The sequence below is a fragment of the Thermococcus waiotapuensis genome (assembly GCF_055384795.1).
Window position 1 is genome coordinate 602,971 of sequence record NZ_AP042429.1, and the last position, 21,943, is coordinate 624,913.

Genomic DNA, 21,943 nt, shown 5'->3' on the forward strand with positions numbered 1-21,943 from the left:
GCGACCTTGAGCAAACAGAAATACTAAGCAGGGGATATTTGTGATCCTGGCTGAGGGAGCGATAAGAATAAGAACCGGGGGAAGGGGCAACGGGGCCCTCCACTAAAGGAAAGCGTGCCTGTGTTTGTAGAGTCCCACGACCGAACTCAGCACCAGGTAAAGTTCCACGGCCGCTAGCAACACGAGGACGATCAGGTAGCCCTTTGCGAAGGCTGTGCTCTTGCCGAGGTGCTGGGCTATTTCTGCTATCTTCGAGGAGTCGTTTAGGTTTCTCATGCCGTAACTCAGCGCCATGGCTCCAACTATAATAGGTATTGGGATGGCGGAATACGCAAGGAGGAGACCCAGGTAGCCCCTTCTCTGGAGTGAGAGCATTGAAAGGATTATGGGGATCGCCAGGATCAGGGCCGTTATTGAGAGGAATGGGTTCAGGTAGAAGCCGGTGAGCATGAAGAACGCCGTCATCCCGAAAAGGTACTTCCGGTAGACCCCCTTCAGTTCCTTCATCTTCTCGGGAACGAGGTCATACCAGGCCGAGCGAGAATAAAGAAGCATTCTCTCGGCGAGCCTCATGTAGTTCCTCTTTCCTTCCTTCTCAATGGCCTTGTCCGTGCTCATGGCCTTAAGCTCCTTCGCTTTCTTGAAAAAGAACTCCGCGAGCTCTTCGTTGTCATTCTTGGCCTCTTCTGCGAGCTTTTTGAAGTTCCGGGATGCCTCGCTTAGTATTTCCTTCACGCGCTCCTTTTCTTTACTGGTGAGGAGCGTGATGCCTTCAATTCTATCGAGAATTGATTCGAGAACCTCGGCTGTTTCGAGCAGAATGTCCCTACTCTTCACGTCAACACCTCCAAAATTTGAAAAGAAAAGAAGGCTTAAGACCCTTTTGCCTTCTCTGCTTTGAGGAGCCTTCCAATGCTCCAGCCCATCAAGGCGAAAATAACGAGCCATGCCGCTAGCATGTAGATTACCCAGCTTTCCATTTTCACCACCTCAGACCCTTATGATGACCTCGTTCTTCTCCAGCTCCTCTGCGTACTTCTTCTTGATTGAGTAGTAGCTCTCTATGGCACCTAAGGCAAGCAGTACTATTATGGCTATCCTTGCAGGCCACTCCAGCGTTGATCCAACTAGGTCCCTGAACATTCCGATTAGTGGGAGCAACAGTAGTATTGGGGCGATGTAGAGGATTATTGGCTTGTACCAGCCGGGAACTTCCATCCATGCGCCCTCGTGGAGTTCCTTCCAGAAGTTGTCGGGCTTGAATAGGTAGACCGCTACTATGATGTCAAAGAGAGCCAGCAGTGTCAGCTGGAAGCTGACCCAAGCGTCAGCCTGATCCATATAGCCATCGATGTAAACGACTGGCAGGCCCATTATGAGGTATATCAGGAATACCAGCCAGGTGCCAATGCTCCTCTTGATGTTGAGGTCCTCCTCAAGCATTGCCGTTAGATAGTTGTACATGGCTATGGCCGATGTAAAGCCCGCGAACCAGAGGAGGAGGAACCAAATCGCACCGAAGAGCTTTCCAGCACTGCCCATGCTGACGAAGACGTTCGGCAGGCTGGTGTATGCGAAGCCAAGACCGAATTTTTGGCCGATCCAGGCGAGTGCCTCACTCTTGCCCTGGGCGAGGACATCCGCCGGAACGATCTTGGGAGCATAGGCAGTGGCAAGGGGTATGGCTGTTGAACCGCCGAGGACAACTTCGGCGAACTCGTTGAGTGAAACAGTCGCGAGACCGCTCAACGCGACGTCATCCTTGGGGCCAAGGTAGCTGGCATAGTTCTGGATGATACCCATGCCGAGCGAGAGGGTGAAGAATATCTGTCCAGTTGCCGCGAGCATTACTTTCCACAGGTTGTTTCCTAGGTAGCTCCAGTTGGGGCTCCAAACGAACCTAAAGCCATCTATGGTGTTCCAGTTGGGGTCAACGGGGGAGCCTAGGACGAAGACGTAGCCGGCCAGGATGATGGCAAATATGTAGAGCAACGGCATCATTACCTTGACCCACCTCTCTATTCCCTTGCTGACACCCTGACCAACGGCTATAGCGAGCAGTATCATTGTTATGCCCCAGAACAGGAAGACCTGGGCGTGGTTGCCGAGGTAGTTGGTGAAGAAGTCTCCCGGGTTCTGGTTGAAGTAGGCCCCGGTTATGCTGAACCAGGAGTACGCCGCTGACCAGCCTACGAGGTGCAGGTAGTAGCTGTTGAGGAGCACCGTCAGAGAGGAGGCGAGCATTCCTGATATAACACCCATCCAGAGCGCGCTCCTTGGTTTAAGGCTCTCCCTGGCCATGAGGTAGTACGTTGGACCGAGGGTACCGTGGCCATACCTGCCACCATAGCGACCCGCTACCCACTCAATCCACATCACTGGAATACCGAGGAAGAACAGTGCCACAAAGTACGGCACCATGAATGCGCCGCCGCCGTTTTGGGCCACCTGCGTCGGGAACCTGACGAAGTTGCCAAGGCCAATGGCGTTTCCTGCCATGGCCAAAATCAAACCGAGTTTAGTTGCCCACTTATCCCTCTGCTCCAATTCCATTCACCCCCTTATTTGGGTACACCCCAGGAAAACAAAAATGTATCCGGGGACAAGATGGGACAGTAAATCTCTATGGCGGACATCCTTAAAACCCTTTCGGACATCCATCACAGTTTTCGTTCAACTTTTGGCAGAATAATACAACCTGCAAGGATTTTCCGAAGTATGTCTATGGCAGAAACGGTGAATACTACTCGGAATGACATAAGCAGCGTCCGCCCGGCAAAGTTTATTAATCCCCGCAAAGACCTGGTTATGAAAAACAAAAACTTGATTTTGGAGGTGGGAGCGTGAAGTCAAAAACCCTCGCCATCCTGCTCATGTTTGTGCTCGCCTTTTCCTTGGGCTGCATAGGCTCGGGAGGCGAAAAAACTACAACCAGTTCCGCCGGAACCTTGCAGAACACCACAACCTCGGGGAGCGAAAAAACTGCCACCAGTTCCAAGCCTGAAACCCTTGTGGTGTACTCCTATGACAGCTTTGAATACATCGCCAGAGCCGCGTTTCCAAAGTTCGAGGAGAAATACGGGGTTAAGGTAAAGCTCATCACCGTTGGCGACGCAGGGCAGCTCCTGAACAGGCTGATCCTTGAAAAGGACAATCCCCAGGCGGACGTGGTTATAGGCATAGACAACAGCCTCGCCGCGAAAGCGATAAAAGCCGGAATCCTCGACCCCTACAAACCGGAGAACATAGACCTCGTTCCGGAATGGCTCATCGAGAAGCTCGACCCAACCTACCACCTGATCCCCTACGACTATGGGTACATAGCCATAAACTACAGACTTGACAGGGTCAGCGAGCCGCCGAAGAGCTTTGAAGACCTCACCAGGCCCGAGTGGAAGGGCAAACTCGTCATCGAAGACCCGAGAACAAGCTCACCTGGCGCGGCGTTTCTCCTGTGGACGATAGCCGTCTACGGCGACGACGGCTACCTTGACTACTGGGAGAAGCTCAGAGAGAACGGCGTTGTTATAACAGAAGGCTGGAGCGATGCGTGGTATGGAAAGTTCATGCAGGAGGGCTATCCCCTGGTTCTGAGCTACTCCACATCACCAGCGGCTACGGTTTACTACGAAAACAACACCAACGTCAGGGCAGTGGCCTTCGGAGAGGGCAACTACCTCCAGGTTGAGGGCGCGGGAATAGTCAAGGGCACCAAGAAGAAAGCCCTCGCCCAGAAGTTCATAGAGTGGCTCCTGACCGAAGACTTCCAGGGCGAAGTGCCAACCAACCAGTGGATGTATCCAGTTAATCCAGCCATTAAGCTCCCGGACGTCTATAGGTACGCCGTTCCACTCGAGGAGATCAGGCCAGTTAGCCTCGACCCGGAGTACGTGAGGGAGAACTTCGACCGCTGGATAAGAGAGTGGGTGCAGCTCATGGTCCAGGGCAAGAGCCCGGAGGAGATAAAGGCCTCAAGGGAGGGTTGAGTAGGCTCTAACCTCTATCCCCACTTTTTTCGGAATTTCCTTCAGGTTAAAGGGCAACTCTGGTAAGGGAATTTCGGCCGTTATCTCTTTCCCCTCCAGTTCGAGGATCATCCGCACCCTGCCCGGCAGGATCTCGTATTCCAGAACCTCCGCATCGTTCCCTTCCGTTACGACAACGCTCTCGGGCCTGAAGAACACCCTGACATGCCCCTCTCTGCCAACTTCGAAGCACAGCCTGCCGAGACAGGCCCTTCCGTTTTTGCTTTCGAGCTCGAGGAGGTTGGCCTTTCCAAGGAACCTGGCCACGAACTCACTCTTTGGCCGGTAGTAGAGCTCCAGAGGTTCCCCAACCTGGAGGATTCTTCCGGCGTTCATTACCGCTATCCTGTCGCTTATTGCCATTGCCTCCTCCTGGTCGTGGGTGACGTATACAGCCGTAGTCCCGGTTTCCCGCTGGATCCTCCTTATCTCCCGCCTTAGCCTTTCCCTGATTCTGGCATCCAGGTTGCTGAGCGGCTCATCGAGGAGGAGGACGAGGGGCTCTATGACAAGGGCCCTGGCCAGAGCCACGCGCTGCTGCTGACCACCGCTGAGCTGCTCAGGATAGCGTTTTTCCATCCCCTCCAGGCCAACTAATTCAAGAACCTCTCTAACTCTGCGCTCTATTTCATCCCCTGGCAGTTTCCTCAGCTTCAGCCCAAAGGCCACGTTTTCAAAAACGGTCATGTGGGGAAAGAGTGCGTAATCCTGGAAAACAAGGCCGATGTTCCTCTCGTAGGGTTCCTTGTCAGTAACGTCTTCCCCGCCGAAGAAAACCCTGCCCTCTGCCTTCTCCAGGCCGGCTATTATCCTCAGGGTCGTTGTTTTACCGCAACCGCTCGGCCCTAATATAGTGAGAAGCTCACCGTCCCTGACCTCAAGTTCTGGAATGCTCAGGGTGAACCCTTCCCTAACGAGCCTGATCCCCTCAAGCCTCACCTTTACCATATCTCCTCACCGGTCTTCTCGATTATCAGGAAGCCAGCAAGGCTCACGAGGATTAGAATCACCCCCATGGCCGATGCCGGGCCGAACTGCCTGGTTCCGAGGTACTTGTAGATGGCTATCGTGACGGTCGTGTATTCTGGCTTATAGATCATGTAGGTTGCCCCGAGTTCGGCGACGCTCATGGCGAAGGCGAATATGGCTCCAACGAGAAGTCCGCCGAAAGCTAAGGGGAGCTCCACCTTCAGAAATGCCGTCAGATCCCTGGCACCTAAGGTTAAGGCCGCCTCGTGGAGGTTCCTCTTTATCTTGCCCAGGGATGCTAACAGGGCCCTTAGGACGAAGGGGTAGGCTATAACGGTGTGGGCGAAGACTATTAAGTAGGGGCTGCCGAGCAGGAGGAGCTTACTGTGGAAGGCCTTTATGTAGCCCAGCCCTATGATTATCGCCGAAGAGCCCAGGGGGAGCATAACGGCGGTGTCAAAGATCCTCCTCCCGGGGAAACGCCATCTCCGCAGGGCGTAGGCTATCGGGAGGGCTACGAGCAGGCTCAGGAAAACCGTTGAGAAGCCGAAGAGGAAGGTGTATCCTATCGCGTGCAGACTGTCCGAGGCGAAGAGGGGGTTGTATTCAGCCTCAAAGAGGCGCCTGTACCAGAGGAGCATCGGCCTTCCGCCGTAGGTGAAGGACTCGTAGACGACAGCCAGGAGGGGGGCCACTATGAAGAGCGCAACCACGACTGAGTAAAGGAAGATCAGAAGGCCTTTGACGCTGAGGATCTCCTTAGCTGTTAACCTCTCGGCCCTCCTGAAGACCTTCTGCTCTTCGGCCCGGGAGTAGAGCTCCAGGCTCTTGAGGTAGGCGTACATGAAGGTAAAGCTCAGCGCCAGCTGGATAACCGCTAAGGCCGAGCCCCTCCTGAAGTCCAGAAGGGTCATTATCTCGGTGAATATGGCCACCTCGAGGGTGGCGTATTTGTAGCCGCCCACTATCAGCGGTATCGAAAAGCTGAGGAAGGAAAAGATGAAGGTTAGCATGGAAGAGGCCAGTATTCCGGGATAAAGCATCGGGAGGATAACTTTTCTGAAGAGCGTGAAGCCCCTCGCCCCGAGGCTCATGGCCGCTTCCTCGTAGTGGGGGTTTATCCTCTGCCAGAGGGCCGAGACCATTCTAACTACAACGGGGAAGTTGTAGAACGCGTGAGCTAAGATTATGCCCTTCCAGGAGTAGATTATCCCCGGATCCCTGCCGATCAGGTTTGTTACAACCCCGTTCCTGCCGAAGAGAATGATGAAGCCCATGGCGACCATTATGCTCGGCATGACGAATGGAACCGTCAGGAGGGCCTTCAGGAAGCGCTTTCCCGGGAAGTCGTAGCTGGCGAAGAGGTAAGCCCCTGGGAGACCGAGGGCGAGCGTTAAGATGGTCGAAGCTATCGCCTGCTCGAACGTGAAGAGGATGACCTTTCTGTAGTAGGAATCCCCCAATACCTCGCCGAGGGCACCCGGGGACAGGCCGTCCCTTAGAATGAGGAATACCGGATAGTAGAAGAACAGCAGGAGAAAGACCAGCGGGGGGATGAGCATCAGGGGGCCCAGTCTCTTCCACTTCATCGGAATCCCTACCCATCTTGGCCTTAAAACGTTGTCCTTTAAAATGTTAGGCTGGCCGAAAAGGTTTTAAGTCCCGTTTCCCAACTGCCCAATGGTGGGTAGAAATGTATTACATCGGAAGAGCGAGGAGCCCCTACGGCCCGCACAAGACCCACGAGGTCATCCTGCAAAAGCTCAGGGAGGAGGGCTTTGACGTTGAGTTCACCAAGCACCACTGGGCAGGAGATCTGCCCTTCGGGTTAGTCCTCGTTGAGGGAAAGAAGGGCCAAGTGGCCGTCAGGTGGTCCCTCGGCAGGGAGTTCACCCTTGAGCTGGAGGAAACCGACAGGGAAACGTTCGACGAGTTCATAGAGGACACGATAGAGTACACGAACGCGGACTCAGGATGAGCGCTCCCGCTTGACCTTCTCGATGACATCCAAGACGCTCCAGAGGTCCCTGATCACGTGCAGGTGGGGAATTAAAGCCAGCATTTCTCTCTTCTCCTCCACGAATCTGGCAGTTAACGGGAAGTAGTACCAGACGTATTCGGTGTTCCCGTCGCCGTGTCCGATGAAGCGCCAGGGCTTGTCGTCCACCCAGATGAAGGTATCGTTTCCATACTTCTCGCGGACGAGCTGAAATGCCTCAGCCATCGTCATGTATCTTCCAAAGACAATTACATCATCGAAGAGGTCGTAGATGCCCATCTCCTTCAGCCTTCTCACCTTCATGCCCTCTATGGAGTCTTCGGCTGAGAAGGAGATGACCGTATGGCCAGCTTCCTTGAGCTTCCTGAGCAGTTCTGGGGAGTTGTCTATCGGCTTCGTCAGCTTCGCCCTCTCCTCGAACCAGGCCTCAAAAAACTTCGTTCTGAGGAAGAACGGCGGCTTCGAGTTCTTGTTGTGCTTTCCAAAGGCCGGCCTCTCTGTGAAGAGAACCAGTTTCGTCAGGAGCTTTGCCCAGAGGGCCTTTCCCGGGAGCCAGCGGTAGCGTTTCTCCAGTGTTCTCCTGAAGGCCTCCTCGATGCAGTAGTAGCTGTCAGCGAGGGTTCCGTCGAAGTCAAACGCTATTATCATTCAACCACCTCCGAGCAGAAGCGGCCGCTCTCACGTGCTTGCAGGAAGAGCATCATTGTCACGCCATAGCATGGACCGGGCGTTTTAAAGCTTTGCCGGCACCTCGGCTACATCTACACCCACGTCGACAAGGACGACTGGTTAGACAACGACGTTGACGGCTGGGCCATAAGAAACATCGAGCTCCACGCCAGCTTCGACGTCAATTCCCTCAGCGGCTTCAGGACCCTCGACGGGAGGGAGTACAGCAAGATCCAGTGGGCTGTCTACGAGAGCATGGTCTACACCATAAGGAGCGTGGCTGGCCTAATGGAGAAGTTCTTTGAGGACGCCGGCGTTGCCGGCTGACTTTCCTTTTCTGCACATTTTTGTTCACGTGAGCGTTTCCAAGCATAAAGCATATATTTCCCTCGCCCAACCTTCAGCGAGCATCTTAAAGCTCAGAAGGTGATAGGCATGGCCAGGCACTACATCCCGAACTCGGCCCATAAGGGGGAGATGCTGAAGGAAATCGGTTTTTCCTCCATCGAAGACCTCTTCTCCGACGTTCCCAAGGGCATGGTCAAGGAGTTCAACCTGCCGGAGGGAAAGAGCGAATACGAGGTCTTCACCGAGATGAACGAAATTTTAGGCAAAAACAGGACTGTCCTTGAGATGCCGAGCTTTTTGGGGGCGGGCACGTACTTCCACTACGTTCCAGCCCACGTCAAGTACCTCATCGAGAGGAGCGAGTTCCTAACCGCCTACACCCCCTACCAGCCCGAGATAAGCCAGGGCATGCTCCAGGCCCTCTTTGAGTACCAGAGCATGATGGCTGAACTCTATGGCCTTCCAATCGTGAACTCCTCGATGTACGACTGGGGGACTGCAATAGCGGAAGCGGCACTGATGACGGTGAGGCTCCACAACGGCAAGAGGAAGCGCTTCCTGATCCCGAAGGCCCTAAGCCCTGAGAAGAAAGCGGTGATCAGAACCTACACCCTCGGAGCGGAGCTTGAGATAGTCGAAGTCCCCTGGGACGAGGGGGGTCAGCTCGACCTCGAAAAGCTCAGGAAAGAAGTGAAGGACTCCGCCGGAGTTTACGTCGAGATGAGCAACTTCTTTGGCATTGTTGAGGAGAACATCAGGGAAATTGGAGAAATCGCCCACGAGGCAGGGGCTTACTTCGTCGTCGGGGCTGATCCGACTATGCTCGGGGTCTTTGAGGCCCCCGGAGAGCTGGGCGCCGACATAGCCGTTGGAGAGGCCGCGTACCTGGGCAATCCCATGAACTTCGGCGGGCCAAGGGCGGGTGTCTTTGCGGTGAAGAACGATAGATCAATTATCCGCCAGATGCCGGGCAGGATAATCGGCATGACCAGAGATGCTGACGGAAAGAGGGCCTTCGTGATGACGTTGCAGACGAGGGAACAGCACATAAGGCGCGCGAAGGCGACCTCGAACATATGCTCAAACGAGGCGCTCGTTGCAGTTGCAGCCGCCATACACCTCGCAACGCTTGGACCAAAGGGCCTGGCGGAGCTCGGCGAGATAATACTCAAGAACACCGCCTACCTCAAGAAGCGCCTTTCCGAAGTCGGCGAGGTTCCCTTCGAAGGGCTCTACTTCAAAGACGTGCCAGTCCGCTTTGAGGTTCCCTACGATGTAATCCACGAGAAGCTCCTGGAGAAGGGCATCCACGGCGGTTATTACATCGGAAAGCACTTCCCGGAGCTTGGCGAGACGGCGCTCTTCTCAGCCACTGAAACGACGAGGAAGGAGTGGATTGACAAGCTGATTGAAGCGCTGGAGGAGATAATAGGTGAGGCGGAGCTGTGAGGTGGTGGGAATGTTCAGGCAGGCCAGATGGAACGAACCGCTCATATTTGAGCTCTCAAGGCCTGGCAGGGTCGGTTACACACTTCCGAGGCCGGTTGAGGACGTTAAAGTTGAAATCCCTGAAAAGCTCAGGAGAAAGAGCTCTCTCAACCTTCCGGAGCTGAGCGAGCCGGAGATAGTCAAGCACTACACAAGGCTGAGCGAGATGAACTACGGCGTTGATTCCGGAATTTATCCTCTCGGTTCGTGCACCATGAAGTACAATCCGAAGATTAACGAGGAGATAGCCTCCCATCCGGGGGTGGCTTACGTTCACCCATACCAGGACGAGAGAACCGTCCAGGGAGCGCTCAGGGTAATGTGGGAGCTGGAGCAGTGGCTGAAGGAAATAACCGGCATGGACCGCTTCACCCTCCAGCCGGCGGCAGGAGCAAACGGCGAATTCACGGGAGTTTTGATAATCCGGGCCTACCACCTCGACCGCGGGGATACCCAGAGGACGGAAATGCTCGTTCCAGATTCGGCGCATGGAACGAACCCGGCCAGCGCGGCCATGGCAGGCTTCAAGGTCATCGAAATACCCTCCAACGAGAACGGAACCGTTGATTTAGAAGCCCTTGAGAACGCGGTAAGCGAGAGGACTGCTGGTTTAATGCTCACGAACCCGAACACCCTCGGCATCTTCGAGGACGAGATACCGGAGATAGCGAAGATAGTCCACAAGGCAGGGGGCTTACTCTACTACGATGGCGCTAACCTCAACGCGGTCCTCGGAAAGATAAGGCCGGGTGACATGGGCTTTGATGTGGTGCACCTCAACCTCCACAAGACCTTCTCAACTCCACACGGCGGTGGCGGCCCTGGAAGCGGGCCCGTCGGCGTTAAGGACTTCCTGAAGGACTACCTCCCGGTTCCGCTCGTGAGCTACGACGGCGGGCGCTACTACCTCGATTACGATGTGCCTAAAAGCATCGGCAAGGTAAAGGAGCTCTACGGAAACTTTGCGGTTCTCGTGAGGGCTTTAACTTACCTCAAGGTAATGGGGAGGGAAGGCCTCAAAGAGGTCAGCGAGGTGGCAGTCCTCAACGCGAACTATCTTACAAAGAAGCTGAAGGGAACGAAAGGCTACGAGTTGCCCGGGAAAGAGCTCAGGAAGCACGAGACCGTCTTTTCAGCCGAGCCAATGAAGAAGGAGACCGGTGTCACAGCGATGGACGTCGCCAAGAGGCTCCTTGACTTCGGAATGCACGCCCCAACGGTTTACTTCCCGCTGATCGTCCACGAGGCCCTAATGATAGAGCCTACTGAGACAGTGAGCAAGGAGGAGCTCGATGCATACGTTGAGGCCCTCAAGAAGATAAGCGAAGAAGCCTACACCAGCCCGGAGGTCGTGAAGGGCGCACCCCACAACACTGCCGTCAGAAGGGTTGACGACGTTTTGGCGGCTAAGATGCCCGTGATAACCTGGCGCATGTACAGGGAGCTCAGGGAGAAGGGAGAGATAGATATCTAAGGGGTCAGCCAGTGCCAGTCTCTTCATCCAGTAGCGAATCCGGCCGGTAAACGCTCTTCATTCCCCTTTCTTCTTTTGGCGGTTGCTTTTTAAAAGGTTCCCCCAACTTGAGGAGGCCGATGACGAGCGTTAGCCACGCTGACCGGTGAGGAGAAGAGGGTTAGCCGAGGCCGCTCTGAATTCCAGTGGTTTTATATCTCCCGGCGCGTTTCTTATTGCGGGTGGATCGTGTGAAGGCCCTCGAGGTTAGAGAGCTGAGAAAAAGCTACGGGGACTTCACCGCTCTCAAGGGAATAAACCTTGAGGTCGAGGAAGGGGAGGTCTTTGCCCTGCTCGGGCCCAACGGGGCGGGCAAGACGACCCTCATGAGGATACTCGCCGAGGGGCTCTCCTATGATTCAGGCGAGGTAAGGGTCTTCGGTGAGCCGCTCTCCAAGAAAACCGCCCGGTTGATTGGTTATGTCCCCCAGGAGAGCCTGGCGTACGATGCCCTAACCGTCAAGGAAAACCTGGAGTTCTACGCAGACCTCTACGACGTCCCGAAGGAGAGGGTTGGGGAGCTCATCGAGGAGTTCAGCCTCCCTGCTAAGAAGAAAGCGAAGGAACTGAGCGGCGGCTTCAAGAGACGGCTAAACCTGGCGGTGGCGCTTCTCTACGATCCGAGACTCCTAATCCTGGACGAGCCCTCCACGGGACTGGACGTGCCGTCGCGGAGGGAGCTTTGGGAGCTGATTGGGGGCTTTAAGAGGGAAGGAAGGACTGTCCTCCTCGCGACCCACTACATGGAGGAGGCCGAAGCCCTGGCGGATAGAATAGCGATAATGAACGAGGGAAAGGTGATAGCCGTTGGGACACCGGAGGAACTCAAAAAGCTGGCGGGAAACGAGAGCGTTATCCGGGTTGAGGGAATCCTCAGGGGGACTGGGGCAGTTACGAAGGAGTTCCGGGCCGTGGAGAGGGAGAACTCCCTGCGGGTTTCGGTTGAAGACCCGAGGAGCGTTCTGCCTTTGATAGTCGAGACCCTCGTGAAAAGCGGGAGCGAGATAAAGAGCATCCGTGTGGAGGAGCCAACGCTTGAGGACGTTTTCCTCAGGCTCACGGGGAGGGGGCTGGAATGAAGGCGAGGGCAGTTAAGGGGATACTCCTGAAAGACCTCCGGGAGGTCAGCAGGGAGAGAATGACGCTTTTCTGGATATTCGTTTTCCCGCTGATGTGGATAACCCTCTTGGGAAGCATATGGGGCGGCTCAAGCCCGCCGGCGGTCATCGACGTTGGAATAGTCCACTTCAACGAAAGCACACCCTTCAACGCCCTCAACGTGGTTGAGATAATGAAAAACGTCACAATCGAGGGGCAGAGGGTCTTCCGGGTAACTGAGTACCCAAACGAGAGCGCGGGCCTCGACGCGATAAAAGGAGGTAAGATTGACACCCTGATAGTGTTTCCTAAGGGCTTCGGCGAAAACGTCAGCAACGGCCTTCAGGGAAAGGTCTACGCCTACTTTGACAGGAGCGACCCGCAGGAGTACCAGATAGCGAGCGGCCTCATAAGGGGCTTCCTCTCGGAGTTCGAGCGTGAGATGGCCTATAGAAGGCTCGAGGTGACCTTGGGTTACATGGAGGCCTACCTCCCCGGGAACCTCTCCAACCTCTCACCTGCCATGATGAAGGCATACTTAGTGGGCCTCATCGACCCCCTCGACCTCAACGAGGAGAAGGTGAAGGGTGAAACGCCATCGCCGATACGGTTCTACGTGACGAGCTTCATAGGTATTCAGTTCCTCTTCGCGACCATGCTCACGGTTTCGGGCCTGGTCTTCGAGGAGATCGAGAAGGGGACGCTGAGGAGGATAGCGGCTTCCCCGGCAACGGCCTGGGACTTTCTCGCTGGCAAGATGCTCTCGACCTTCACGGTGATAGCGGTGAGCATACTGATAGGCATAGGCTACTCCAGGCTCGTCTTCGGCGAGACTGTCTTTCCGGGCCTGGCCGGCTGGGGTATAATAGGGTTAGCGGCGGTCTTTTCAATGGGCCTCGGCCTCGCAATAGCGATGGGGACGAGGAGCATGAAGGCCACCAATGCCCTCGTGAACCTAATCTCAATGCCCCTTCTCTTTTTGGCGGGCATTGTCATCCCGGAGAGCGTACTCCCCGGCTGGGCGAAGCCGATAGCGAACTACTTCCCGCTCGGAAGGGCGCTGAAGGACCTCCGCCTGCTGGAGCTCTACCACAGGCCCCCGGGCGAGGTGCTCCCCGATGTGGTGTGGCTCGCCGCCTGCTCACTTGGAATGCTCCTTATAGCGGTGCTCCTCTACAACTGGGCCGTTAAGAGGCTAACTTAGGGGGAAAGCGTCAGAGGTACTTCCTCAGGAACTCTCTCACTCTCTTCTTCCACTCCTCTGGGTGGAGCTTGAGAGTCCTTACGTGGGGTGCATCCGTCACCCAGAGCTCGACGTAGGGGTTTACGGCCCTGTTGCGCTCGTAGAACTCCCGAACCTCTTCCACAGCCACGAGCGGGTCTTTCTCTCCAGCTATCAGGAGGAGCGGCTTTCTTACTTTGTCGGCATAGCTTAGGGTGTAAACTTCCTTCCCGCCGCTGAAGAGCTTCGTGAATGGCTTGACAAAGACGTGGAGCCATTCAGGGAGGCCGGCGAAGTATCTGAGGCCCCTCGCACCGGTCTTATCTAACTTCACGGGTGGTGAATCGGCGACGCCGCAGCAGACCTCTTCAACCTCCACTAAGGAGCGTATGGTGAGCATCGCACCCATCGAGAAACCTAAGAGGGCTATTTTCCTCGCTTCTTCCGGATGGTTTTCCTTCAGCCATCTCACGGCCGCCCTGACGTCGGCTATCTCTTTGTCTCCGATTGTCGTGTAATTTCCCCCGCTCTTCCCGTGGACCCTGAAGTCAAAGACGAGGACGTTGTAGTTCTCTTTGAGGAGAAACTCAACGGCTGGCCTCATGTAGAGCTCGTACCACCTGCTCGCAGTATAGCCGTGCAGTGGAATGACCGTTTTATCGCTTCCGTTCGGGATCCACCATCCGCTGAGCTTAAGCCCGTCCTCGGTCTCGAAGGTTATATCCTCGTAGTCAAAGCCGAGGTCTTTGGGTGTCCACTCTCCGATGAGCCTCGGCGGCTTCGCCATCTTATAGCCAACGAAGGCAGAGAAGGCGAGAAGCAAAAGAATCACGATGATAACGACATGGAGAATCATCTTATATCACCTCCTTTTCGAGAATCTTTTTGAGCTTCTCCCTTAAAGGAGGCAGATCCTTGACAACGGTGATCCAGACAATCTCAGGGTTTATACCAAAATAGCCGTGGATCAGCCTGTCCCTCATTCCCGCTATAGCCCTCCACGGTACTTCGGGATACTTCTCGCGGATCTCTGCAGGAACTGCCTTGGCAGCCTCGCCAATGACCTCTATGCATCTGATAACGGCGTACATCGTCTTTTCATCTCTAACAAACTCTTGGAAGTCCATTCCCTCAACGAAGCGCTGGGCCTTTTCTATGTGCTCCAGGATATCCTTAATGTAGAGGTCATATCTCCTCATACCCTTACTGCCTCCCTGCTCACACTGTCCCACAGCTCCCGCCTCAGTGAGTCCTTGGGAATGACGTCCACTTTGATTCCGAGCAGGCCGGAGAGGTAAACTTGGAGCATTGAGATCGTCAGCAGTCCAACTGGCTCTTCGAACTCAACGAGAAGGTCTAAGTCGCTGTCTTCCCTTTGCTCACCTCGAACGTAGGATCCGAAAATCTCGATTGATCGAACCCCATATTTTGTCCTCAGTTCGTCCATGTGCTCCCTGAGGATGGTCTTTATCTCATTAAGGCTCTTCACGCTTCTCACCGTGAAAATTATGGGAAAGAAATATTTAACCGTTCTTCACCTCAAGCTCCTTCATGCTCCAGATTAGGGGCATGGCTATGAGCACCAGCACAGCCCCGATGGGGAAGAGGATGCGGTAGTTGCCGCCCGCGAGGTCAACTATGGCCCCTCCTATCGTGCCAGCGAGAAGGACAGGGATGGACTTGGTGGCTTCATAGACTCCGTAGTAGCGGCCGGTGAAGGCCTCCTTCTCGAACTTTGTGAGGAGGTCACCAACGACGGGGTAGGAAGCCGCCAGGAGGGTACCCCACCCGATTCCAGCCACAAGAAGGGCTGCGTATATCTGTGCCGAAGTGTGGATGAACCAGCCCCAGAGCAGTGGGAGGGCAAAGATAAGACCGCCGAGGATTATGCTGAGCCTCCTTCCAACCTTATCGTAGATATAGCCACCGGGCAGGGAACCGAGCAGGACTGCGACGTTGAAGAGGGCCATGAGGTAGAGGCCCATGGGCGTTACTGTGTTTATGTTTTCCTCCGTGGCTGAGCCATAAAGTATGAAAGCCAGTATGCCGTAGAGGAAAATCGCTATGAACTCAAAGCTCATCCACCAGAGTATCTGGGCCGTGTAGAACTTTAGGAAGTCCCTCGTGGTGAATATGCTCTTCACGTACTCGGAGAGGCTCTCGTTCTCCTCTATCTTCGGTGCCTCAGGCTCCCTGACCTTGTAGTAGACGAAGGCAGCGGCCATGAAGAGGAACAGGGCAGCAAGCCCGAAGGGCCCGATATAGCCTTTTCCGTACTTTGCCACCAAAAAGCCGCCGAGGCCGAAGAGGAACAGGTTGCCCGCCCACTCGAGGAGTGTAATTACCCCACTGGCCTTCCCCCGCTGTCCACTCTCGACCGTGTCAGGCATCAAGGCCCTGAACTGGGCAGTGTAGAGGTGCAGCGAGAAGTAGAGGAACGCCAGGCTAAGTGCAAAACCCCAGAGCGGGACGCCCATCCTATAGGCCGTCCATATCATGAGCGTAGCTACGGCCGATAGAATACCCCCGACGAAGATGAAGGGCCTTCTCCTTCCGTGCCCTGACTTCAGGGTATCACTGTAATACCCCAGGAACGGCGGGACAAGCAGGCCAATAAACCCCTCGAGAGCAAGGATGCTGCCCTTAACAAAGGCGGAAGTGGTGTAATCGGAGAGTAGGGGAAAGGAGAAGCCCTTGTTCAGGGCCCACCCCATGCTCCTGCTGAAGCCGAGCAGAGCAAGACCGAACACAACACTCCAGTTGAGTCCCTTCCTTTCCACGGTTTCACCCCCATTTGCCATGAACTTGTCAATGTTTTGGCTTTGGGAAATTAAATTTCAATCCGTGCCCAGGTAGTCGAGGGCATTGCCCCTGCCCCTAACTATGTCGCCCTTCCTGACGAACTGCATCGTTATCGCCGCCAGTATGAAGAACGCCACCGCGAAGGGCAGGAGCGTTTTGTAGCCGATGAGGTCGAGGAAGGCCCCGGCGAGCGGAGGTGCGACGAGGTTGGCGGCCTGGCTGAAGAAGTAGTAAAGCCCCGTGTAGCCGCCGAGCCTTTCTTCAGTAGTCATGTCCACCACCATCGGCAGGGAGTTCACGTTGACCATCGCCCAGCCTATCCCTGCAACAAAGAACAGGGCCATGAACTCCATGACGACAGGGTCAGAGAGGGAAGGACTCTGGGGCTTGGAGGTTTCACCCAGGAAGTATACCCCAGCCACCACGAGGGAGATGAGGACTAAGCCTAAGGTTATGGTCTTCTTCCTCCCAATTCTCGCCCCGAGAAAGCCCGCGGGTATCGCGGCCAGCATGAAGCTGAGCGAGACTGCGCCGAGCAGAAAAGCTCCGGTGCTCTCAATCTTCCTCGTGAACTCGGTCTCGGCGGCACCCACGGGGATCCCGAACAGGTGGTACTTGAAGTAGCTGGTGAAGAAGGTCTCCAGGGAGTTGAAAGCAACGAACCAGAGGAAGATTGAGACCAGTACGAACAAGAGACTCCTCTCGTGGCTCGCAAAGACGTCCCTTAGGTTCTCCTTCAGCTCGCCAAAGCTCCTGCGTGACGTCTCCGAGAGCAGCTTTCTAACGCTGATTTCTTTTCCAGGAACACGGTATTCCTCGGGCTCGGGGACGAAGAGCACAACCAGGAGGTTGGCCAGGAGCATTATGGCTGCAGCAGCGTAGAAGGGGTAGGCGTAGTTCACATCGTAGAGGGCTTTGCCCCCGAAGTAGGCCAGAAGCGCTCCGAGGCCGCCCATGAAGTTGATTATGCCGTTGGCCTGGCTCCTCTTTTTGCTCGGTGTGATGTCGGGCATGAAGGCGATAACGGGAGAGCGGAAGAGGGCCATGAAGAAGTTCATGAAGATTATCGTCCCCATGAAGAGGGCGAGGTTTCCATGGCTCCTCGCTACTGGGATGAGAGCGAACATTATGGCAGCGGATGGGGCGCCGAGGAGGATGTAGGGCTTCCTCCTGCCGAGCCTCGTCCGCGTCATGTCGCTGAGCGCACCGAGGAACGGGAGAAGCAGGACAGCGAAGAGGTTGTCGATTGTCATGACGAAGCCCGTCACCGTTTTGTTCATGCCAAAGGTGTCCTGCAGGAAGATCGGTATGTAGGCGTTGTAGAGGGCCCAGATGATGCTTATACCGAAGAAACCGAAGCCGAGCAGGAATATCCTTGAATACTTGAACTCCACATCTCCACCCCCAATTTGGCAAGCTGTTGAAAGGGCGTAAGAATTTCGCAGTGGAACTTTTAAGGGTTGCCAGCCCATTTCTGAGCAATGAAAGCGGGAACGGAAGTGAACGATGAGGTGCTCTACTACCGAGGCGCAGGGGCTAAAGGGGGACTTGTTGTCTTCCCTTCGGAGAACCCCGGAACCGCTAAGGCCCTTTTTGAGGGGTGCCTTGAATGCCGCGTGGGCTTCCATGGCCAGCTATCCCCCGGTTTCTTACGCTGGATACTGGGGCCTTCACGGTTCTCTTGCGCGCCCAGGGATAGCGTGGTCTTGGGATCTGCCTCTGGAACTACCGGAAGAGCTCCACTGGGATCAGAAGCTGGTCCCGCTCGTATTGCCCCCATCTCCTATGATCCAGCCAGACCGAGAAAAGTTTTTACCGTTTAGGGGCAAAATAAAGGTGGTGACTCACTAATGGGCAGGAATATTCTCGTGCTCGGCCACAGGGGCTATTCCGAGAAGTACCCGGAGAACACCCTTCTGGCCTTCAGGAAGGCCATCGAGGCCGGAGCAGATGGAATCGAGCTCGACGTCTGGCTTACGAAGGACGGGGAGGTCGTTGTAATCCACGACGAGACCGTCGATAGAACAAGCAACGGGAGCGGAAAGGTTAAGGAGATGACCCTGGCGGAGCTCAGGGAGCTGGACTTTGGAATGGGCGAGGGGATACCAACGCTGGAAGAGGTCTTTGAGGCGCTGCCTGAGAATGCAGTGGTGAACGTTGAAATCAAAGACATCGATGCCGTCAAGAAGACCGCTGAAATCATAGGGGCAAACAACCCCGAAAGGGTCATTGTTTCATCATTCATCATCGATGCCCTGAGGGAATACAGGAAGCTTGACTCAGAGACGAGGCTGGGGGTGCTCCTGGACAGGGAAGAGGTTCTCGCACAGCTTCCTCAGCTTATAGCAGAGCTCAGGCCATGGTCAATAAACCCGCCGATAGAGGCCCTTAGCGTCGTTGGAGTTGAGAAGACCGTGAAGGAGCTCGAGAAGGCGAAGGGGGCGGGGCTTAAAGTGCTCCTGTGGTCTCTCAAAGATGAGAGCTACTACTCCAACGACAGCCTCGTCAGGCTCATCCCCCTCTTCGACGGCGTTATAGTAGATGATGTTGAGAGAATGCTTGGTTACCTCAAGAAGCTCGGACTGAGGTGACCGAACCCGGGTGGTGGAAATGGAGAAGTTCGTACTTTCGCTCGATGAGGGGACGACCTCTGCCAGGGCGATAATCTTCGACAGGGAGAGCAACGTTCTCGGATTCGGCCAGTACGAATTCCCGCAGCACTATCCAAAGCCAGGTTGGGTGGAGCACGACCCCGAGGAAATCTGGGAAGCCCAGATGAGGGCAATAAAAACAGCAATCGAGGGTGCTAAAATCGAGCCCAACCAAATAGCTGCCATCGGAGTAACCAACCAGAGGGAAACCACAATAGTCTGGGATAAAAGTGGAAAACCGCTCCACAACGCGATAGTCTGGCAGTGCAGGAGAACGGCTGAGATGGTCGAGGAGATAAAGAGAGACTACGGAAGCCTCATCAAGGAGAAGACGGGCCTTGTGCCAGATGCATACTTCTCGGCGAGCAAGCTCAGGTGGCTCCTCGACAACGTTCCTGGCCTGAGGGAAAGGGCCGAGAAGGGCGAAGTCCTCTTCGGGACGGTGGATACCTTCCTCATCTACCGCCTCACGGGGGAGCACGTCACCGATTACTCCAACGCCTCAAGGACGATGCTCTTCAACATCAAGAAGCTCGAATGGGACGATGAGCTCCTCGAGCTCTTCAAAATTCCAGAGGGCGTTCTCCCGGAGGTGAGGGAGTCGAGCGAGGTCTACGGCTACACAAAGAAAGAGATCCTCGGTGAGGAAATCCCGGTCAGCGGAGACGCGGGTGACCAGCAGGCGGCCCTGTTCGGGCAGGCGGCCTTTGAGACCGGAATGGTGAAGGCCACCTACGGGACGGGGAACTTCATCCTGGCCAACACGGGCAAAATGGTTCGCTATTCGGACAACCTGCTCACAACGATTGCGTGGGGACTCAAGGGGAGGGTCACCTACGCCCTTGAGGGGAGCATATTCGTGACGGGGGCGGCAGTCCAGTGGCTCAGGGATGGAATAAAGATCATCAAGAATGCCTCCGAAACTGAAGAGCTCGCCAGAAAGCTCGCAAGCAACGAGGGAGTTTACTTCGTGCCGGCCTTCGTCGGCCTCGGGGCGCCCTACTGGGACCAGTTCGCGCGCGGGCTGATAATAGGGATAACGCGCAGTACCGGCAGGGAGCACCTCGCGAGGGCAACGCTCGAGGCGATAGCCTATCTAACCCGCGATGTCATCGAAGAAATGGAGGCGCTAGTTGGCATCAGGGAACTCCGCGTTGACGGAGGGGCGACTGCAAATGACTTCCTGATGCAGTTCCAGGCGGACATACTGAACAGGCGCGTCGTGAGGCCCCTCGTGAAGGAAACCACCGCCCTCGGTGCGGCTTACCTTGCTGGCTTGGCAGTCGATTACTGGGAAGGCCTCGAAGAGATAAAGGGCCTCTGGAAGGCCGAGAGGGTCTTTGAGCCGGCCATGGATGAAGAAACCCGGGAAAGGCTCTACCGCGGCTGGAAGGAGGCCGTGAAGAGGGCGATGGGCTGGGCAAAGGTCGCCGGTTCCTGATTAACTTTTCATTTGTGCATCCCGAAATGGGGCAACGTTTTTATTCAGAAGGGTGAGTTTTAGACGGTGAGGCCATGATAGTTGACCTTTCCCTTCCGCTTGGGGAGGATACCCTGGTTTACCCCGGTGATCCGGAGATACGTGTAAGACCCTGGGCCTTTATCGATAGGGACGGCTATTACATGAACTCGCTGAAGATGGGGGAGCACTCGGGAACCCACGTTGATGCACCCGCTCACTTTATCCCCGGTGGAAAGACCGTGGATGAACTTCCCCTTGAGAAGTTCATTGGTAATGGACTGGTCATAGATGTTCGCAACGGGGAAGGCCCCGTAAAGCTCGACGAAATACCTGACTCGGGCTACTACGACAGGATAGTTCTCTTTCTAACCGGCGGAAGGGAGCTTTCGCCTGAAGTTGCCCTGTTTCTTGCCGCGGAGGGTGTAAAAGCCGTCGGCACCGATGCCATGAGCATAGGCAATGAGAGCGTTCACACGATACTCCTGAGCGGGGAGATACCGATTTTTGAGAATCTAACGAACCTGGAAGAAGTGCTTGGCACGGAGTTCGTTTTTATAGCTCTCCCCCTCAAAATAGAGGGCGGATCCGGGAGCCCCGTTAGGGCGGTTGCGATCCTCGAGGAGTGATCACTCATCTTCTTTGCCAGTGCCCTTTTCAATGATGCTCCTGAGGGCCTCAGCCAGTTTCTCGTTCTTCTCGAGAAGAGAGCGGTTTTCCTCCTCTAGCTTAGCCACCTGGGCTTTAAGACGTTTGATCTCATCGAGAAGAGGCGTCAGCTTTGACTTAGGCACGTACTCGTTCTTCATTTTCCTAACGAGGGCAATCGCATCCCCGGGAGTCGGCGCCCCGGTTATCTCCATGAGCTCCTTCTCTATCGAGGACACCATCTTGGCCTTCTCCTCGTATTCCTGAACCCTCTGCTGGAGCTCGTCTATCCTCCTGCTCAGCTCGTTGCAGGAGGAGAGCTTCTTTTTGAGCTCTTCGACCTCCCTTTCTTTGGCCTGGAGAGCAGCCTTCAGGGGCTCCACCTCTTTCCTGAGCTGGTAGTTCTCGACCACAAGAGACTCGTTCTTCTCCTGAATTTCCCTTAAAAACTTAACGAGATCTCCGCTCATGCCCGGTATCGAGCCCTCAAACTCCCTGAGGCGCCTGTTGATCATCTGCTCAACTCGTTCTTCGATTAACTGAGCATAGCGCTTTTCGAGCTTCGCGAGGAGCTCAGCCGGGTTTGCCTCCAGTCTCTCCTCGATCTCGTTGATGCGGGGCACGAGGTTGCTTATCCCCTCAACAAAAAGCATCTTCCTCTGGAGGTCTGAGATGGAGTCTTCGAGGGCTTTTAAACGCCTTTCAAAGGAGGCATCCTTCTCCCTCATCTCGGTCCTGACGTCCTCCAGTTTTCCCTCCAGGGTTCCGATCCTCTCTCCCAGAAGGTTCCTTTCAATCTGGAACTCGCGTATAAACGAGGCGAGGGCCTGGAGGGCCAGAAGGGAATAATCACTGAGCTCCTCTGATTCGGGGATTACGGCCTTTACAGTATCCCAGTCACGCAGAGTTTTTAAATCCTCGAGTATCTCGGAATGCCTCTCCCTCAGGTAGTCCCAGGTAAGGCCGGATTTTTTCTTCTCGAACATCGTCCCCCTGAGGATTAAGGGGTTCAAGCTTTAAATAGGTTTTGTGTAGGCGCTTACCCCCAAGCT

The 21,943-nt window shown here is 55.2% G+C and carries 20 protein-coding genes; 9 read left to right on the forward strand and 11 right to left on the reverse strand.

All coding sequences use genetic code 11. The features are described from left to right. Positions 1–102: 102 nt before the first annotated feature. Both ACZ47M_RS03375 and ACZ47M_RS03380 read right to left on the reverse strand, forming a co-directional pair. Positions 103–837 (reverse strand): ATP synthase subunit B family protein, encoded by a 735-nt coding sequence (locus ACZ47M_RS03375; RefSeq protein WP_315340064.1) that lies wholly within the window; start codon positions 835–837, stop codon positions 103–105. A 153-nt stretch (positions 838–990) separates the two neighbouring features. Further along, on the reverse strand, positions 991–2,553 hold the full coding sequence (locus ACZ47M_RS03380; protein ID WP_315340067.1) for a sodium-dependent transporter: 1,563 nt from the start codon (positions 2,551–2,553) through the stop codon (positions 991–993). A gap of 290 nt (positions 2,554–2,843) precedes the next feature. Here ACZ47M_RS03380 and ACZ47M_RS03385 point away from each other — a divergent pair, with 290 nt between their 5' ends. Continuing rightward, positions 2,844–3,986, forward strand: coding sequence for a thiamine ABC transporter substrate-binding protein (locus ACZ47M_RS03385; RefSeq protein WP_315340070.1), 1,143 nt, complete (start codon positions 2,844–2,846; stop codon positions 3,984–3,986). Here ACZ47M_RS03385 and ACZ47M_RS03390 read toward each other — a convergent pair. Further along, the gene (locus tag ACZ47M_RS03390) at positions 3,972–4,973 is read right to left on the reverse strand and encodes an ABC transporter ATP-binding protein (protein ID WP_315340073.1); all 1,002 of its coding nucleotides are present in this window, start codon (positions 4,971–4,973) and stop codon (positions 3,972–3,974) included. The two genes, ACZ47M_RS03385 and ACZ47M_RS03390, sit on opposite strands and share 15 nt — an antisense overlap. Then, positions 4,967–6,583: an ABC transporter permease gene (locus tag ACZ47M_RS03395; protein WP_315340075.1), complete on the reverse strand. Its 1,617-nt coding sequence runs from the start codon at positions 6,581–6,583 to the stop codon at positions 4,967–4,969. The genes ACZ47M_RS03390 and ACZ47M_RS03395 overlap by 7 nt, the downstream gene beginning before the upstream one ends. 104 nt (positions 6,584–6,687) lie before the next feature. On the opposite strand from ACZ47M_RS03395, the gene ACZ47M_RS03400 reads away from it, so the two are divergent. Beyond that, complete coding sequence (locus tag ACZ47M_RS03400) at positions 6,688–6,972, forward strand: hypothetical protein (protein ID WP_315340078.1); 285 nt, start codon at positions 6,688–6,690, stop codon at positions 6,970–6,972. Here the strand turns inward: ACZ47M_RS03400 and ACZ47M_RS03405 are convergent. Beyond that, entirely contained in the window at positions 6,964–7,641 is a 678-nt protein-coding gene (locus tag ACZ47M_RS03405; protein ID WP_315340081.1) for an HAD family hydrolase, read from the reverse strand. The two genes, ACZ47M_RS03400 and ACZ47M_RS03405, sit on opposite strands and share 9 nt — an antisense overlap. Before the next feature lie 456 nt (positions 7,642–8,097). On the opposite strand from ACZ47M_RS03405, the gene gcvPA reads away from it, so the two are divergent. From gcvPA to ACZ47M_RS03425, 4 genes are all read left to right on the forward strand, one after another. Beyond that, entirely contained in the window at positions 8,098–9,459 is a 1,362-nt protein-coding gene (gcvPA, locus tag ACZ47M_RS03410) for an aminomethyl-transferring glycine dehydrogenase subunit GcvPA (RefSeq protein WP_315340083.1), read from the forward strand. A 10-nt stretch (positions 9,460–9,469) separates the two neighbouring features. Further along, a complete protein-coding gene (gene gcvPB, locus ACZ47M_RS03415) occupies positions 9,470–10,972 on the forward strand; it encodes an aminomethyl-transferring glycine dehydrogenase subunit GcvPB (protein ID WP_315340953.1) in 1,503 nt (500 codons plus the stop codon). A gap of 230 nt (positions 10,973–11,202) precedes the next feature. After that, positions 11,203–12,090, forward strand: a complete 888-nt coding sequence (locus ACZ47M_RS03420; protein WP_315340085.1) for an ABC transporter ATP-binding protein — start codon at positions 11,203–11,205, stop codon at positions 12,088–12,090. Further along, positions 12,087–13,313, forward strand: coding sequence for an ABC transporter permease (locus ACZ47M_RS03425; RefSeq protein WP_315340087.1), 1,227 nt, complete (start codon positions 12,087–12,089; stop codon positions 13,311–13,313). The genes ACZ47M_RS03420 and ACZ47M_RS03425 overlap by 4 nt, the downstream gene beginning before the upstream one ends. Before the next feature lie 10 nt (positions 13,314–13,323). Here ACZ47M_RS03425 and ACZ47M_RS03430 read toward each other — a convergent pair whose 3' ends face one another. Genes ACZ47M_RS03430 through ACZ47M_RS03450 form a run of 5 tightly spaced genes read right to left on the reverse strand, consistent with a single transcriptional unit; the run spans position 13,324 to position 17,527 of the window. Beyond that, the gene (locus ACZ47M_RS03430; protein WP_315340089.1) at positions 13,324–14,187 is read right to left on the reverse strand and encodes an alpha/beta hydrolase; all 864 of its coding nucleotides are present in this window, start codon (positions 14,185–14,187) and stop codon (positions 13,324–13,326) included. A gap of 1 nt (position 14,188) precedes the next feature. Then, positions 14,189–14,530, reverse strand: a complete 342-nt coding sequence (locus ACZ47M_RS03435; RefSeq protein ID WP_315340091.1) for a HepT-like ribonuclease domain-containing protein — start codon at positions 14,528–14,530, stop codon at positions 14,189–14,191. Beyond that, positions 14,527–14,829: a nucleotidyltransferase family protein gene (locus ACZ47M_RS03440; protein WP_315340094.1), complete on the reverse strand. Its 303-nt coding sequence runs from the start codon at positions 14,827–14,829 to the stop codon at positions 14,527–14,529. Before ACZ47M_RS03440 ends, ACZ47M_RS03435 begins: the two co-directional genes overlap by 4 nt. A gap of 25 nt (positions 14,830–14,854) precedes the next feature. Next, positions 14,855–16,111, reverse strand: coding sequence for an MFS transporter (locus tag ACZ47M_RS03445; RefSeq protein ID WP_315340097.1), 1,257 nt, complete (start codon positions 16,109–16,111; stop codon positions 14,855–14,857). Between the two features lie 57 nt (positions 16,112–16,168). Then, entirely contained in the window at positions 16,169–17,527 is a 1,359-nt protein-coding gene (locus ACZ47M_RS03450; RefSeq protein WP_315340100.1) for an SLC45 family MFS transporter, read from the reverse strand. 456 nt (positions 17,528–17,983) lie between these two features. Here ACZ47M_RS03450 and ACZ47M_RS03455 point away from each other — a divergent pair, with 456 nt between their 5' ends. The 3 genes from ACZ47M_RS03455 (at position 17,984) to ACZ47M_RS03465 (ending at position 20,872) form a co-directional block, all read left to right on the forward strand. Then, positions 17,984–18,724 carry a glycerophosphodiester phosphodiesterase family protein gene (locus ACZ47M_RS03455; RefSeq protein ID WP_315340105.1) on the forward strand — a complete coding sequence of 247 codons (741 nt, stop codon included), beginning with the start codon at positions 17,984–17,986 and terminating at the stop codon, positions 18,722–18,724. 19 nt (positions 18,725–18,743) lie between these two features. Continuing rightward, positions 18,744–20,225: a glycerol kinase GlpK gene (gene glpK / locus ACZ47M_RS03460; RefSeq protein WP_315340108.1), complete on the forward strand. Its 1,482-nt coding sequence runs from the start codon at positions 18,744–18,746 to the stop codon at positions 20,223–20,225. A 74-nt stretch (positions 20,226–20,299) separates the two neighbouring features. Further along, positions 20,300–20,872 carry a cyclase family protein gene (locus ACZ47M_RS03465; RefSeq protein WP_315340111.1) on the forward strand — a complete coding sequence of 191 codons (573 nt, stop codon included), beginning with the start codon at positions 20,300–20,302 and terminating at the stop codon, positions 20,870–20,872. Here ACZ47M_RS03465 and ACZ47M_RS03470 read toward each other — a convergent pair whose 3' ends face one another. After that, positions 20,873–21,904 (reverse strand): hypothetical protein, encoded by a 1,032-nt coding sequence (locus ACZ47M_RS03470; RefSeq protein ID WP_315340114.1) that lies wholly within the window; start codon positions 21,902–21,904, stop codon positions 20,873–20,875. Positions 21,905–21,943 lie beyond the last annotated feature (39 nt).

Excerpts from the sequence above, each read along its gene's own strand:
- ACZ47M_RS03400 (WP_315340078.1), top strand. The coding sequence starts at position 6,688 with ATGTATTACATCGGAAGAGCGAGGAGCCCCTACGGCCCGCACAAGACC.
- ACZ47M_RS03455 (WP_315340105.1), top strand. The coding sequence starts at position 17,984 with ATGGGCAGGAATATTCTCGTGCTCGGCCACAGGGGCTATTCCGAGAAG.
- ACZ47M_RS03380 (WP_315340067.1), bottom strand. The coding sequence starts at position 2,553 with ATGGAATTGGAGCAGAGGGATAAGTGGGCAACTAAACTCGGTTTGATT.
- ACZ47M_RS03435 (WP_315340091.1), bottom strand. The coding sequence starts at position 14,530 with ATGAGGAGATATGACCTCTACATTAAGGATATCCTGGAGCACATAGAA.
- ACZ47M_RS03430 (WP_315340089.1), bottom strand. The coding sequence starts at position 14,187 with ATGATTCTCCATGTCGTTATCATCGTGATTCTTTTGCTTCTCGCCTTC.
- gcvPA (WP_315340083.1), top strand. The coding sequence starts at position 8,098 with ATGGCCAGGCACTACATCCCGAACTCGGCCCATAAGGGGGAGATGCTG.
- ACZ47M_RS03465 (WP_315340111.1), top strand. The coding sequence starts at position 20,300 with ATGATAGTTGACCTTTCCCTTCCGCTTGGGGAGGATACCCTGGTTTAC.
- ACZ47M_RS03425 (WP_315340087.1), top strand. The coding sequence starts at position 12,087 with ATGAAGGCGAGGGCAGTTAAGGGGATACTCCTGAAAGACCTCCGGGAG.
- ACZ47M_RS03395 (WP_315340075.1), bottom strand. The coding sequence starts at position 6,583 with ATGAAGTGGAAGAGACTGGGCCCCCTGATGCTCATCCCCCCGCTGGTC.
- gcvPB (WP_315340953.1), top strand. The coding sequence starts at position 9,470 with ATGTTCAGGCAGGCCAGATGGAACGAACCGCTCATATTTGAGCTCTCA.
- ACZ47M_RS03405 (WP_315340081.1), bottom strand. The coding sequence starts at position 7,641 with ATGATAATAGCGTTTGACTTCGACGGAACCCTCGCTGACAGCTACTAC.
- glpK (WP_315340108.1), top strand. The coding sequence starts at position 18,744 with ATGGAGAAGTTCGTACTTTCGCTCGATGAGGGGACGACCTCTGCCAGG.
- ACZ47M_RS03390 (WP_315340073.1), bottom strand. The coding sequence starts at position 4,973 with ATGGTAAAGGTGAGGCTTGAGGGGATCAGGCTCGTTAGGGAAGGGTTC.